Source organism: Mesorhizobium sp. M1399 (genome assembly GCF_040317735.1).
Classification (GTDB): domain Bacteria; phylum Pseudomonadota; class Alphaproteobacteria; order Rhizobiales; family Rhizobiaceae; genus Mesorhizobium.
On record NZ_JAMYKZ010000005.1, the window covers coordinates 110,427 to 125,467 of the forward strand.

Consider the following 15,041-nt stretch of genomic DNA (forward strand, 5'->3'; position numbering starts at 1 on the left):
TTGAGGCCCGCCGCTGAGGGCGCGGTGTTTCAATGCCAAATTGCCGCAGGGCAACCCGGCTTGCGGTCGCCTGAATCCATTGAACATCCGGTGGGATGCATTAGCATTGGCGGAGATGGTGAAAGCCGCATGATCCTGGCAACGTCACGAGAGGCAGCATGACGCGCGCGATGACAACCGAAGCTCCTCTGCCCACCCTCGAAAACCCGGATCCCAAGACGCTCGCCGACGAAGTCTTGCAGGCCCTCAAATACAGGGTCGGCAAGGGCACCAACGTTGCAACCCAGTACGATTGGCTCACCGCCTCGATCAAGGTTGTGCGCGACCGCATCGTCGATCATTGGATGCAGGCGACCCAAGAGGCCTACGCCCAGCAGGAAAAGCGCGTCTATTACCTGTCACTGGAATTCCTCATCGGCCGCTTGATGCGCGATGCCTTCTCCAATCTCGGCCTGATGGACAATATGCGCGAGGCGCTGTCGTCACTTGGCGTCGACCTCGACATCATTGCTGCGCTCGAACCGGACGCTGCCCTTGGCAATGGCGGCCTTGGCCGGCTCGCCGCCTGCTTCATGGAAAGCATGGCTACCGTCGATATCCCCGCGCATGGCTATGGCATTCGCTACGCCAACGGCATGTTTCGGCAGGAGATCCATGACGGCTGGCAAGTCGAACTGCCCGAGACATGGCTCGATCACGGCAATCCTTGGGAGTTCGAACGCCGCGAACGCTCCTTCGAGGTCGGCTTCGGCGGCTCGGTGGAATCGATCACCTCGAAGGATGGCAGGCTCGAGCGCCATGTCTGGAAGCCGACCGAACATGTTCTGGCCGTTGCTTACGATACCCCGGTGGTTGGCTGGCGGGCCAACCGCGTCAACACGCTGCGTCTGTGGTCCGGCATGCCGGTCGATCCGATCCTGCTCGACAAGTTCAACGCCGGCGATCACATCGGCGCGCTCGCCGAGAGCAACAAGGCCGATGCGCTGTCGCGCGTCCTTTACCCGGCCGATTCCCACAAGGCAGGCCAGGAGTTGCGGCTCAGGCAGGAGTATTTCTTCTCCACCGCCTCGCTGCAGGACATCCTTCAGCGTCATCTCAGCCAGTATGGCGACCTGCAATCGCTGCCCGACAAGGCGGCGATCCATCTCAACGACACCCATCCGGCCATCGCCGTCCCCGAGCTGATGCGCCTGTTGATGGATGTCCACGGCATGGATTTCGACCAGGCGTGGAGCATCACCAAGCGCACCTTCGGCTACACCAACCACACGCTGCTGCCCGAAGCGCTGGAAAGCTGGCCCGTGCCGCTATTCGAGCGGCTGTTGCCGCGCCACATGCAGATCGTCTACGCCATCAACGCCGAGGTGCTGCTCGAGGCGCGCGTCTCCGACCAGTTCTCGGACGAGCAGATCAGCCGCATCTCGCTGATCCAGGAAAATGGCGATCGCCGCGTGCGTATGGGCAATCTGGCCTTTGTCGGCTCGCACTCGATCAACGGCGTCTCGGCACTGCATACGGAATTGATGAAGGAGACGGTGTTTGCCGACCTCCACAGGCTCTACCCGGATCGCATCAACAACAAGACCAACGGGATCACACCGCGGCGCTGGCTGATACAGTGCAATCCCGGCCTCACGGCACTCACCCGAGAGGCGATCGGCGACGGCTTCCTCGACGACATCGACGAGATAAAGCTGCTCGATCCTTTCGCCGAGGACGCTGCCTTCCGCGACAAGTTCGCCGCTGTCAAACGGGCGAACAAGACGAGGCTTGCCAATCTCGTTGCCGACCGGCTCGGCATCAAGGTGGACCCCTCGGCGCTGTTCGACATCCAGGTCAAGCGCATCCACGAATACAAGCGCCAGCTCTTGAACATTCTCGAAGCGGTCGCGCTTTACGACCAGATCCGCTCGCATCCGGAGCGCGACTGGATGCCCCGCGTCAAGTTCTTCGGCGGCAAGGCGGCGCCCAGCTATCACAACGCCAAGCTGATCATCAAACTTGCCAACGACGTCGCCCGGGTCATCAACCGCGACCCGGCGGTGCGCGGCTTGCTGAAAGTGGTGTTCGTGCCGAACTACAATGTCAGCCTAGCCGAGATCATGATGCCGGCCGCCGATCTTTCGGAGCAGATATCGACCGCCGGCATGGAAGCGTCCGGCACCGGCAACATGAAGTTCGCGCTGAACGGCGCGCTGACCATCGGCACGCTCGACGGCGCCAATGTCGAGATCAAGGAATGCGTCGGCGACGACAACATCTTCATCTTCGGCCTGACCACCGATGAGGTCGCCGAGCGGCGCAACAATGGTTACGATCCGCGCGCCGTAATCGAGGGATCGCCTGAATTGGCGCAGGCGCTTGCCGCGGTTTCGTCCGGGGTCTTTTCGCCTGACGATCCGGACCGTTATCGCGACCTGATCAACGGCCTTTACCAGAGCGACTGGTTCATGGTCGCTGCGGATTTCGATGCCTACGCCGCCACCCAGCGCGACGTCGATGCCGTCTGGCGCAACAGCCCGGACTGGTACGCCAGAGCCATCCGCAATGTCGCCCGCGTCGGCTGGTTCTCGTCCGACCGCACGATCCGCCAATATGCGAAAGACATCTGGCACGTGCCCGCCTGATGTGATTGCATGAGACCAGGAACAATGTGGCCCTAGTGGAGTGATTTGACCTTCGCATCCCTTGGAAGGTCAGGCGGCCTGCGACTGTCGAATTCAAAACTTCACTAGAAACACGCACTTGGTGCCCGAGGAGGGACACTGCCTGATGAGCAAGCCTCGCGCGACCGTTGCGACAAGCGGGCCGGACGGACTGGCGCCAGCCGGCGATGTCGCGGCGATTGTCGCCGGCACGCATGGCGACCCGTTCTCCGTGCTTGGCGTGCATGAGGCGGGGAAGGGCTTTGTCGGCCGCTGCTTCGTCCCTCATGCCGAGTCCGTCACCGCCTATACGCTGACCGGCAAGAAGGCCGGCGAGCTGTCGAGACGCGACGATCGCGGCTTCTTCGAGGGCAAACTGTCGCTGCGCAAACGCCAGCCGCTGCGCTATCACGCCAGGAACGCCGGCGGCGACTGGTGGCTGACCGATCCATATTCCTTCGGCCCCGTGCTCGGCCCGCTGGACGATTATTACATCGCCGAAGGATCGCATCTCAGGCTGTTCGACAAGCTCGGCGCTCATCTCATCGACCATGAGGGTGCATCGGGCGTACATTTTGCGGTGTGGGCGCCCAATGCAAGGCGTGTCTCGGTGGTCGGCGACTTCAACGAGTGGGACGGCCGCAGGCACACCATGCGCGACCGCCGCGATACCGGTATCTGGGAGCTGTTCATTCCCGACATCGGCGCCGGCCGCCCTTATAAATACGAGATCATCGGGCCGGATGGCGTGAGATTGCCGCTCAAGGCAGATCCGTTCGCCTTCAAATCCGAACTGCGCCCGGCTACCGCCTCGGTGACGGCGCTGCCGCCGGTGCATGAATGGGGCGACGAGGCGCACCGGAACTACTGGCGCAATGCCGACCACAGGCGCGAAGCCGTATCGATCTACGAGGTCCATGCCGGCTCATGGCGGCTTCACGACGACGGCAGCTTCCTGTCATGGGACGAGCTCGCCGACCGGCTGATCCCCTATGTGGTCGAGACGGGTTTCACCCATATCGAATTCATGCCGATCTCCGAACACCCCTATGACCCGTCCTGGGGCTACCAGACGACCGGTCTCTATGCGCCGAGCGCCCGCTTTGGCGATCCGGACGGTTTTGCCCGCTTCGTCGACGGTGCCCACCGCGCCGGCATCGGCGTCATCCTCGACTGGGTGCCGGCGCATTTCCCGGTTGACGAACACGGTCTGGCAAAGTTCGACGGCACCGCACTCTACGAACATGCCGATCCGCGCAAGGGCTTCCATCCCGACTGGAACACCGCGATCTACAATTTTGGTCGTCGCGAGGTGGTCTCGTTTCTTGTCAACAATGCGCTGTTCTGGGCAGAGAAATATCACGTCGACGGTCTGCGCGTCGATGCGGTCGCCTCGATGCTTTATCTCGATTATTCGCGCAAGGCTGGTGAATGGATTCCCAACGAGAGGGGCGGGCGCGAGAACCTGGAAGCGGTCAGCTTCCTGCAACGGATGAACAAGGAGGTCTACGGCCACCATCCGGGTGTGATGACCATCGCCGAGGAATCGACCTCGTGGCCGAAAGTCTCGCAGCCGGTGCACGAGGGCGGACTGGGTTTCGGTTTCAAGTGGAACATGGGCTTCATGCACGACACTCTGGAGTATTTCTCCAAGGAGCCGATCTTCCGCAAGCATCACCACAACGACATCACCTTCGGCCTGGTCTACGCCTTCAGCGAGAACTTCGTGCTGCCGCTGTCCCATGACGAGGTGGTGCACGGCAAGGGAACGCTGCTTAACAAGATGGCCGGCGACGACTGGCAGAAATTCGCGACGCTGCGCGCCTATTACGCCTTCATGTGGGGCTATCCCGGCAAGAAGCTGTTGTTCATGGGCCAGGAGTTCGCGCAACGCCGCGAGTGGAGCGAGGCGCGCGCGCTCGACTGGAACCTGCTCGATTTCCGGCTCCACCGTGGTGTCTGGCAGACGGTGCGCGATCTCAACTATCTCTACCGCTCGCGCCCGGCGCTGCATGCCCGCGACTGCGAGCCGGAGGGCTTTTCCTGGCTGATCGTCGATGACAGCGCGAATTCGGTGTTCGCTTGGCTGCGCAGCGCGCCGGGCGGCAACCCGGTCGCCGTCATTTCCAACTTCACGCCGGTGCCGCGCGACAATTACCGCGTGCCGTTGCCGCAGACCGGAAAATGGCGCGAGATCATCAACACCGACGCCACGGACTATGGCGGTTCCGGCAAGGGCAACAGCGGCCTCGTCGAGGCTCGGGCGGAAGGAGGAGGCATTTCGGCGACGATGCTTTTGCCGCCGCTGTCGACGATCATGCTCGAATTCGTCCCGGACTGAGCTATGTCTGGAGCATCTAACCTGGGAGGATAGGAATGGCTGAAACAAAACGAACACAGCCGCTGGCACGCGACGCCATGGCTTATGTGCTGGCCGGCGGCCGTGGCAGCCGGCTCAAGGAACTGACCGACCGCCGCGCCAAGCCGGCGGTCTATTTCGGCGGCAAGACCCGCATCATCGATTTCGCGCTGTCCAATGCGCTCAATTCCGGTATCCGCCGCCTCGGCGTCGCCACCCAGTACAAGGCGCATTCGCTGATCCGCCACCTGCAGCGCGGCTGGAACTTCCTGCGGCCCGAGCGCAACGAGAGTTTCGACATCTTGCCGGCCAGCCAGCGTGTGTCGGAAACACAGTGGTATGAGGGCACCGCCGACGCCGTGTACCAGAACATCGACATCATCGAGGCCTATGGGCCGGAATACATGGTCATCCTGGCCGGCGACCACGTCTACAAGATGGATTACGAATTGATGCTGCGCCAGCATGTAGAGGCCGGCGCCGATGTCACCGTCGGCTGCCTCGAAGTGCCGCGCATGGAAGCCACCGGCTTCGGCGTCATGCATGTCGACACCAAGGACACCATCATCTCCTTCATCGAAAAGCCCGCCGATCCGCCGGGCATTCCCGACAAGCCGGATTTTGCGCTGGCCTCGATGGGCATCTATGTGTTCAAGACCAAGTTCCTGATGGAGCAATTGCGTCGCGATGCGGCGGAGCCCGGCTCCAGCCGCGACTTCGGCAAGGACATCATCCCCTACATCGTCGAACACGGAAAGGCGATCGCGCATCGCTTCGCCAAATCATGCGTGCGCTCGACCGCCGAGAACGAAGCCTATTGGCGCGACGTCGGCACGGTCGACGCCTATTGGGAAGCCAATATCGACCTGACCGACATCACGCCGGAACTCGACCTCTACGACCGCGACTGGCCGATCTGGACCTACGCCGAGTTGAAGCCGCCGGCAAAGTTCGTGCATGACGAAGATGGCCGCCGCGGGTCGGCCGTGTCGTCTCTCGTGTCGGGCGATTGCATCGTTTCGGGCGCTTCGCTGAAGCGAAGCCTGATCTTCACCGGCGCGCGCATCAATTCCTATTCGACGCTGGAGGAGGTCGTCATGCTGCCCGACGTCCATGTCGGCCGCAACGCCAGGCTGAAGCGCGTGGTCATCGATCACGGCGTCAGGATCCCGGAGGGGCTGGTGGTCGGCGAGGATCCTGTCCTCGACGCCAAGCGTTTCCGCGTTTCGGAAAAAGGCATCTGCCTGGTCACGCAGGACATGGTCAACAGGCTGGGATCGTAGTGCATGCAGGTTCTGTCGGTGGCGCCCGAGATCTTTCCGCTGGTCAAAACCGGAGGGCTCGCCGACGTGACTGGCGCCTTGCCCGTGGCATTGGCCGGCAACGGCGTCAACATGCGCACGCTCGTCCCCGGCTATCCTCAGGTGATGGGCGCCTTCAGGAAAAAGAAGGCGGTTCAGCAATATCCATTGCTGCAGGGTGGGAAGGCTTCGGTGCATGCCGTCCAGATCGCCGGGCTCGACCTGTTTGTGCTCGACGCGCCGCATCTTTTCGACCGTCCCGGCGGCCCGTACGGCAACGCGACCGGCGCCGACTGGCCGGACAATTGGCGGCGGTTCGCGGCCTTGAGCCAGGTCGGCGGTGATATTGCTGCCGGCGCCATCTCCGGCTACCTGCCCGATATCGTCCATGCCCATGACTGGCAGTCGGCAATGACACTCGCCTATATGCGCTACGGCAAGGCGGTCGGCACGCCGTCGATGATCACCGTCCATAACCTCGCCTTCCAGGGCCAGTTCGGCGCCGGCATCTTTGGCGAGCTTGGCCTGCCGGCGGCGGCGATGGCGCTCGACGGCGTCGAATATTATGGCGGCGTCGGCTTCCTCAAGGCCGGCCTGCAGGCCGCCTGGGCGATCACCACGGTCAGCCCGACCTATGCGCAGGAAATCCGCTTGCCCGAATTCGGCATGGGCCTCGACGGCCTGATCAACATGCGCTCCGTCGATCTCCATGGCATCGTCAACGGCATCGATACCGAGATCTGGAACCCGGAAACCGACACGCATCTGGTCTCCAACTACACGGCAAAGACGCTTAAGGCGCGAATGCCCAACAAGGCCGCGGTCGAGGACCGTTTCAGCCTCGATCGCGATGACAGCCCGATCGTCTGCGTTGTCAGCCGGCTGACCTGGCAAAAGGGCATGGACATATTGGCGGCCGCCGTCGACGGTATCGTCGCGGCAGGTGCACGGCTGGCAATCCTTGGGTCTGGCGACGCCGGGCTCGAAGGCGCGTTGCTTGCCGCCGCAGCCCGCCATCGTGGTCGCATTGGCGTCGTCGTCGGCTATGACGAGGGGCTCTCCCACACCATGCAGGGCGGCTGCGACGCCATCATTATCCCGTCGCGCTTCGAACCTTGCGGGCTGACGCAGCTTTACGGCCTGCGCTATGGCTGCGTGCCGGTCGTCGCGCGTACCGGCGGCCTTGCCGACACGGTTATCGATGCCAACGAAGCCGCCATCTCTGCCGGCGTGGCGACCGGCTTCCAGTTTGCGCCCCCCATTGCTGGCGCCCTGCTGCACGCCATCCGCCGCCTTGTCGAAGCGCATGCCAATCCCGCGGTGTGGGCGTCGATGCAGCGGCAAGGCATGAAGGCCGACGTGTCGTGGGACAAAAGCGCCGAAAAATATGTCCGACTCTATCGCTTGTTGCTTTCGAAAAGGGCTGCCTGACTGATGATCCGCACTGTCGCCACCAAACCCTATCCCGACCAGAAGCCCGGCACCTCCGGGCTGCGTAAAAAGGTCCCGGTGTTCCAGCAGGAGCACTATGCCGAGAACTTCATCCAGTCGATCTTCGACGCGCTGGACGGGTTCGAAGGCAAGACCCTGGTGATCGGCGGCGACGGCCGCTTTTATAACCGCGAGGTCATCCAGAAGGCCATCGCCATGGCCGCGGCAAACGGCTTTGGCAAGGTGATGGTCGGGCAGGGCGGTATCTTATCCACGCCGGCCGCTTCGCATGTCATCCGCAAATACAAGACCTTCGGCGGCATCATCCTGTCCGCCAGCCACAATCCGGGTGGCCCGCATGAGGATTTCGGCATCAAGTACAATGCCGGCAATGGCGGCCCGGCGCCGGAAAAGCTGACCGACGCGATCTTCGAAAAAACCAAGGTGATTTCGAGCTTCAAGATCGCCGATATCCGACCGGTCGACATCGACACGATCGGCACGGTCGAGGCAGGAGACATGACCGTCGAGATCATCGATCCGGTCGCCGACTATGCCGAACTGATGGAAAGCCTGTTCGATTTCAATGCCTTGCGGGCGTTGTTCAAATCAGGCTTCCGCATGCGCTTCGACGCCATGCATGCGGTGACCGGCCCCTATGCCAAGGAGATCCTCGAAAACCGGCTAGGGGCGCCGAACGGCACCGCTCGTAATTTTATCCCGCTGCCGGATTTCGGCGGCCACCATCCCGATCCCAATCTGGTGCATGCAAAACACCTCTACGACGAGATGATGGGGCCGGATGCGCCCGACTTTGGCGCGGCCTCCGACGGCGACGGCGACCGCAACCTGATCATCGGCAAGGGCATTTTCATCACCCCGTCGGATTCGGTGGCGATGCTCGCCGCCAATGCCCATCTGGCTCCGGGTTACAAGGCCGGGCTGAAAGGCATCGCCCGTTCGATGCCGACCAGCGGTGCTGCCGACCGGGTCGCCGAAAAGCTCGGCATCGGCATCTATGAAACGCCAACCGGCTGGAAGTTTTTCGGCAATCTGCTCGATGCCGGCATGGCGACGATCTGCGGCGAGGAGAGTGCGGGGACCGGCTCCAATCATGTCCGCGAAAAGGACGGCCTGTGGGCCGTGCTTTTGTGGCTCAACATCCTTGCCGCGCGCGGCGAAAGCGCCAGGCAGATCGTCACCGAGCATTGGGCGGCCTATGGGCGCAACTACTATTCGCGCCACGATTACGAGGAGGTCGAGACCGATCGCGCCAATGCGCTTGTCGACGAACTGCGCGGCAAACTTGGCTCGCTGCCGGGCACCAGCGTGCGCGGCATGACAATCGCCAGCGCCGACGATTTCGCCTATCACGATCCGGTCGACGGCTCGGTCAGCAAGAACCAGGGCATAAGAGTATTGTTCGAAGGCGGCTCGCGCGTCGTCTTCCGCCTGTCCGGCACCGGCACCTCGGGCGCGACGCTGCGCCTTTATTTCGAGCGCTACGAGCCAGACAAGAGCCGCCACGATCTCGACACCCAGGAGGCGCTTGCCGATCTGATTGCGGCGGCCGACGACATTGCCTGGATTCGCAGCCATACCGGCCGCGCCAAGCCGAGCGTGATTACGTGAGCTTGGAGCGGCGCGCCTTTCCTTCTCCCCTTGTGGGGTCCGAAGGACGGGGCGAGACCCGTGGCTCGCCCCCGGGCGGTGGATCGGCGCGAAGCGCCGAGACGGATGAGGGGTGTTGGAAGGAATGCCGTCCGCGCCAAGCTGGAGCACCCCTCATCCGTCGCCTTCGGCGACACCTTCTCCCACAAGGGGAGAAGGGGGAGCTAACCTGGCAACGCCTCAAACTGTCTACGACCTGCTGCTGTGAGCGCGCGTGAGCCAACTCGGCGCAACCATCACCAAAGAAGGCATTCGCTTCGCCGTATGGTCCTCGTCGGCTCGGCGCATCTGGGTCTCGATTTTCGACGAGCGAGGAAGGCGCGAGATCGACCGGCTTGAACTGCAGCCCGAGGGCGACGGCGTGCATACGCTTTTTGTTGCCGGTCTCGCCGCCGGCACCCGATACGGGTTCCGCGCCGATGGCGACTACGCGCCGGAACAGGGGCTCTGGTTCGATCCCGACAAGCTGCTGGCCGATCCCTATGCCGTCGAGATCGACAGACCCTATGCCTATGACGGCCGGCTCGCCGCACGCCAGGGCGAGGGGGGCGACACGGCGTCGCTGATGCCGAAGGCCATTGCCGGCGCCTTGCCGGAACCCTTGCCCGCCTTGCCGCCTCTGTTTAGGCCCGGCGGCCTCATCTACGAGGTGCAGGTGCGCGCCTTCACAAAGCTGCATCCCGACATTCCCGAGAAGCAACGCGGCACCATTGCAGCCCTCGCTCATCCTCTTGTTGTCGAGCATCTGCAAAAACTCGGCGTTGCAGCCGTGGAGTTGATGCCGGTGACTGCATCGATCGACGAACGGCATTTGCCGCCGCTCGGGCTGGGCAACGCCTGGGGCTACAATCCCGTGACCTTCATGGCGCTGGATCCGCGACTAGCGCCCGGCGGTCTGGCTGAGCTGCGCGAAACGGTCGCCGCGCTGCGCGAGGCCGGCATCGGTACCATTCTCGACCTGGTGTTCAACCACACCGGCGAAAGCGACCGGCTCGGCCCGACATTGTCGCTGCGCGGGCTCGACAACCGCGCCTACTACCGGCACGAGGCCGACGGCGCTCTGGTCAATGACACCGGAACCGGCAATATGGTTGCCTGCGATCATCCGGTCGTCCGGGAAATGGTCCTCGACACGCTTCGCCACTTTGTCCAGCACGCCGGTGTCGACGGGTTCCGCTTTGACCTGGCGCCGATCCTTGGCCGCGTCGACGGCGTTTTCGACGCCGATGCGCCGCTGCTGAACGCCATTCGCAACGACCCAGTTCTTGCCGACCGTGTGCTGGTCGCTGAGCCCTGGGACATCGGACCGGATGGCTATCAGCTCGGCAATTTTCCGCCGCCCTTCCTCGAATGGAACGACAAATACCGTGATGATATCCGCCGCTTCTGGCGCGGCGACGGCGGCATGATCGGTGCGCTGGCGACGCGGCTTGCGGGGTCGTCCGATGTCTTTGCCAAACCAGGCCAGGCAACGGTCCGCAGCATCAATTTCATCGCCGCACATGACGGGATGACACTGGCCGACATCGTTGCCTATGAACACAAGCACAACGAGGCCAATGGCGAACAGAACCGCGACGGCCACGACGACAACCTGTCCTGGAACAATGGCGTCGAGGGCCAGACCGACGACCAGTCAATCGTTACGGCCCGTTTCGATGACCAACGCGCACTGCTGGCGACGCTCTTTGCCTCGCGCGGCACGATCATGCTGACGGCCGGCGACGAATTCGGCCGCACGCAGCGCGGCAACAACAACGCCTACGCGCAGGACAATGACATCACCTGGCTCGACTGGGCCGGGCGCGACCGGGCGCTGGAGCGGTACACGGCTCTGCTCGCCAAGATGCGTCGTGCCGCGCCGGCGCTTTTGGACGCAAGCTTTCTCACCGGCGAGCCTGCGGCCGGCTCGGAAATAGCTGACGTCGTCTGGCTGAGCGAAACCGGCGTGCCGCTCGACGAAGCAGCCTGGCACGATCCTAGGCGGCATCGGCTGGTCATGGTTCTCGGCGATGAGGACGGTCGCCTTGCCGTGATCATCAATGGTGACCGTCGGGCCTGCATGTTCACGCTGCCGGAACGGGCGGGTTTTCATTGGTGCCCAGCCATCGAAACGGATAGTGGCGATATCTCACGGCCGGTTTTGGGGCGAATGGTCATATTCATGATCGAAAGCAGGGCCGCGCAGGCGGGCGCAGGGGAGAGCCATGATGGGTGACAATGCCGAATGGTGGCGCGGCTGCGTCATCTACCAGATCTACCCGCGCTCCTTCCAGGACACGACAGGCGACGGTAGCGGCGATCTCCTCGGCATCACCTCGAGGCTTGCCCATGTCGCATCGCTCGGTGTCGACGCCGTTTGGCTGTCGCCTTTCTTCAAGTCGCCAATGGCCGACATGGGCTACGACGTATCGGATTACTGCGCCGTCGATCCGATGTTCGGCACATCAGAGGATTTCGACGCGCTGATTGCAGAGGCGCACCGGCTCGGCCTGAAAGTGATCATCGACCAGGTCTTGTCACATTCGTCGGATCGGCACGAATGGTTCGTCGAAAGCCGAACGAGCCGCGATAACGCCAAGGCCGACTGGTACGTCTGGGCCGATGCGAAGCCCGACGGCACCGCGCCCAACAACTGGCTGTCGCTTTTCGGCGGCCCCGCCTGGGAATGGGACGCAACGCGCAGGCAATATTACCTGCATAATTTCCTCGCCTCGCAGCCGGACCTGAATTTCCACAATCCGCAGGTGCAGGACGCCTTGCTGGAAACGGTGCGGTTCTGGCTCGAGCGTGGCGTCGACGGTTTCCGGCTGGATACGGTCAACTATTACGTCCACGACCGCTGGCTCCGCAGCAACCCGCCTTTGGCGGAAAGCGTCGCCGGCACCAATACGGCAACCAGCCCCTATTTTTACCAGGAGCATCTGTTCGACAAGACGCAGCCGGAAAACCTTGCTTTTCTCAGGCGCTTCCGGGCGTTGCTTGACGAGTACGAAGGCCGCGCCGCGGTCGGCGAGATTGGTGACGAAAGCCGTTCGTTGCAGACGCTTGCCGCCTACACGGGCGGCGGCGACAAGCTCCAAATGTCCTACACGTTCGACCTGCTTGGCCCGCAATTCTCCGCGGCGCATGTGCGCGGTTGTGTCGAGGCCTTCGAGAGTACGGTGTTCGACGGCTGGGTTTGCTGGGCATTCTCCAACCACGATGTCGTGCGCCATGTCAGCCGCTGGACAAGGCCGGGCGGCGATCCGGACAGGGTGGCGAAATTCTCAATCGTGCTGCTTTCTTGCCTGCGCGGGTCGATCTGCCTCTATCAGGGCGAGGAGCTCGGGCTGGAGGAGGCCGAGCTGGCGTTCGAGGATTTGCGCGATCCTTTCGGCATCCGCTTCTGGCCGGAGATCAAGGGGCGGGATGGGTGCCGCACGCCGATGGTCTGGGAGGCTGGCGCCGATAATGCCGGCTTTTCAACCGGCAAGCCGTGGCTTCCGGTCCCGGCAAACCATCGCGCCCGCGCGGTCGATGTCCAGGACGGCGAGCAAACCTCCGTCCTGGCGAGCTACCGGGCGATGCTGGCCTTGCGCAAGCAGCATCCGGCGCTGGTTCGAGGCTCGATCCGGTTTCTCGATGCTGAGGGCGACGTCCTTGCCTTCATTCGCGAAGGCGGTGACGAAAAGCTGCTCTGCGTCTTCAATTTTGCCGATGAGCCGGCCGGCTGGCAATCGCCGCCGGATCTGGATGTGATAGAGCCGATAGATCTTGGCAGTACTACCGGCGTCTTGCAGGAAGGAGCTCTATCCCTGCCGCCGCTCGGCTGCTTTCTCGGCCGGATCGGCTGATCTCTATTTGATCTCATTGAACGAGTACGGAGCGCCCGCAAGTCGCGCCGACAACCCGGACATCGGCCTCGCCGACATGCACGCCAAGCGCTGCAAGAACGTTATAAACCAGTGCGTCGACAGGCGCCGTCACGCCGTTCAGAACCGTTACCACCGCCGGCTTCACCGTTCCGAGCAGAGCCGTCACGTCCAGCCCGAGGCCCAGCGCATTGACCGAGAGCGACAGCCCGCTGACCAGTGACGTGGTGAGCGATTGCGTCAGGTTCTTCGTCGAAACCGTCTTTATCGTCTTGTTGGCGATATCGGTGCTGTCGAACGTCAATGTGGTCGGATCGTTGTTGGTGATCGCAAGTGCTGAAGAACCCTTCACATCGAGCAGATTGAGGGTGAGCAGCAGGAGCTTCACGCTTACCTGTGCAATCGTGGCATCGGAGAACGATTGCGGATTGCTGAAATCGGCGAAGGCCGATGGGTTGTTGTCGGCGTCGCTGGCGGCAAGGTGCAGCGAGGCCACGCCAGGCTGCGCGGCGATCGAGACCTTGATGCTATCCGGCCGGCCCGTCGGGCAGCTGATGTCGGTTAGTTTGGCTTCCGCATAGGCGACTTCGACATGCAGAGGCAGGTTGACGGACAGCAGACTGATGCCGCCGCCGAGATTGGAATTGCCGATGCCGACTGTGGTGACCAGCTTGATTCGTGTCTGCGCAGTGCGCACCACGGTGCCTTTTTCCCCGACGGCCAGCCAGGGTGAATATTGCATCGGTTCACCGATGGCGACGGCGAGCGTGGTGGAGGTAAGTCCCGGAATAGTGGCGCCGAGATCGACCTGGACCTGGTTTGAGCCATTGGCCAGCGAGGCGGCGGCACCCAGCATGCCCATCGCGCTTGCGTCGACGGAAAAGCCTGGAGACTTTTGTCCGAGGCCGAGCTTGCCGATCGAACCAAGGTCGACAAGATGATTGAGCGGTATCTTGGCCGTGTTGGTAGCCCTCGACGCGATTGTCTGTAGGACAAGTTTGCTGGCGCTGCCCGTCCCCGAAGCATTGGCCATGGCGGTCGCGATCTGGCCTACCGTCGCTTTCGAGGCCAGCACTTCGGAATAGCTGACGCCGGTCAGTTGCAACTGCACCGCAAGGGCATCGACGAACGAAAGCACGTTGACGTCGGCCGAAATCAGCGCGTTGTAGTCCATGACGCTGAGCGAGATGTTTCCGCCCAGCAGCTTACTGAGAAGCGCGTTGAGGATGCCGCCGTTGACGCTGAGAAGCCTGGATCCGACCGAGAACATCGCTTGCGGCGTCATGCTGGCAATGGCTTCGGTGCCGACAACCGGAGTAGGGATGAGCGAACTGGCGAAATACCGGGCGGGGATTTTGTGTAGAGTGACGCGAACGGCGTTGTAAGGCGTTTTACCGGCTTCGAAGCGCTTGTCGACCCCGACCGAGGACGCCGCTGAGTATCGGCCGCCGGTGACGGACACGACGGTTTTCCCAACCGTGGGAACGATTGTCTCACCCGGCTTTTGAACAATGATGCCGGGCATTCGGTTGTCACTGAGCGTGGTTACCGCCGCGGCTTCCATATTGTTGATGTTCGACGCCGCGGTGATCGCCGCCAGATCGGTCATCGCCTGGGCTTCCCTGCGCTCCGTGTAGATCGAACCTTCGTCGACAGCGAAGGCCGCCAGCCCCAGCGCGAATGGCGCTATCAGCGCAGTCATGACGGCAAAGTTCGCCTTCTTGTCGCCAACGATGGAGCGAGCGATCCGCCCGATGCCCCTCAGCAAGAACTGCGACAT

General features: G+C 62.7%; 8 protein-coding genes. 7 read left to right on the forward strand and 1 reads right to left on the reverse strand.

Features of this window, described 5'->3' with window-relative positions; all coding sequences use genetic code 11:
* Positions 1-158 precede the first annotated feature (158 nt).
* From NKH05_RS09890 to bglA, 7 genes are all read left to right on the forward strand, one after another.
* Positions 159-2,627, forward strand: coding sequence for a glycogen/starch/alpha-glucan phosphorylase (locus NKH05_RS09890; protein WP_023718450.1), 2,469 nt, complete (start codon positions 159-161; stop codon positions 2,625-2,627).
* Between the two features lie 145 nt (positions 2,628-2,772).
* On the forward strand, positions 2,773-4,986 hold the full coding sequence (gene glgB, locus NKH05_RS09895) for a 1,4-alpha-glucan branching protein GlgB (RefSeq protein WP_352483653.1): 2,214 nt from the start codon (positions 2,773-2,775) through the stop codon (positions 4,984-4,986).
* A 35-nt stretch (positions 4,987-5,021) separates the two neighbouring features.
* Positions 5,022-6,287: a glucose-1-phosphate adenylyltransferase gene (glgC, locus tag NKH05_RS09900; protein WP_023718448.1), complete on the forward strand. Its 1,266-nt coding sequence runs from the start codon at positions 5,022-5,024 to the stop codon at positions 6,285-6,287.
* Positions 6,288-6,290: 3 nt separating this feature from the next.
* Positions 6,291-7,736, forward strand: a complete 1,446-nt coding sequence (gene glgA, locus NKH05_RS09905) for a glycogen synthase GlgA (RefSeq protein ID WP_352856951.1) — start codon at positions 6,291-6,293, stop codon at positions 7,734-7,736.
* A gap of 3 nt (positions 7,737-7,739) precedes the next feature.
* Positions 7,740-9,368, forward strand: a complete 1,629-nt coding sequence (locus NKH05_RS09910) for an alpha-D-glucose phosphate-specific phosphoglucomutase (protein ID WP_353025341.1) — start codon at positions 7,740-7,742, stop codon at positions 9,366-9,368.
* 253 nt (positions 9,369-9,621) lie between these two features.
* The gene (gene glgX, locus NKH05_RS09915; protein WP_352856949.1) at positions 9,622-11,625 is read left to right on the forward strand and encodes a glycogen debranching protein GlgX; all 2,004 of its coding nucleotides are present in this window, start codon (positions 9,622-9,624) and stop codon (positions 11,623-11,625) included.
* Positions 11,615-13,243 (forward strand): beta-galactosidase BglA, encoded by a 1,629-nt coding sequence (bglA, locus tag NKH05_RS09920; protein ID WP_023718444.1) that lies wholly within the window; start codon positions 11,615-11,617, stop codon positions 13,241-13,243. The genes glgX and bglA overlap by 11 nt, the downstream gene beginning before the upstream one ends.
* Positions 13,244-13,256: 13 nt before the next feature.
* On the opposite strand, the gene NKH05_RS09925 is transcribed toward bglA, so the two are convergent.
* Complete coding sequence (locus NKH05_RS09925) at positions 13,257-15,041, reverse strand: pilus assembly protein TadG-related protein (RefSeq protein ID WP_023718443.1); 1,785 nt, start codon at positions 15,039-15,041, stop codon at positions 13,257-13,259.

What these genes read in the sequence shown, in the direction of transcription:
- glgB (WP_352483653.1), top strand. Translation starts at nt 2,773, where the DNA reads ATGAGCAAGCCTCGCGCGACCGTTGCGACAAGCGGGCCGGACGGACTG.
- NKH05_RS09925 (WP_023718443.1), bottom strand. Translation starts at nt 15,041, where the DNA reads ATGTCGCAGTTCTTGCTGAGGGGCATCGGGCGGATCGCTCGCTCCATC.
- NKH05_RS09910 (WP_353025341.1), top strand. Translation starts at nt 7,740, where the DNA reads ATGATCCGCACTGTCGCCACCAAACCCTATCCCGACCAGAAGCCCGGC.
- bglA (WP_023718444.1), top strand. Translation starts at nt 11,615, where the DNA reads ATGATGGGTGACAATGCCGAATGGTGGCGCGGCTGCGTCATCTACCAG.
- glgA (WP_352856951.1), top strand. Translation starts at nt 6,291, where the DNA reads ATGCAGGTTCTGTCGGTGGCGCCCGAGATCTTTCCGCTGGTCAAAACC.
- NKH05_RS09890 (WP_023718450.1), top strand. Translation starts at nt 159, where the DNA reads ATGACGCGCGCGATGACAACCGAAGCTCCTCTGCCCACCCTCGAAAAC.
- glgC (WP_023718448.1), top strand. Translation starts at nt 5,022, where the DNA reads ATGGCTGAAACAAAACGAACACAGCCGCTGGCACGCGACGCCATGGCT.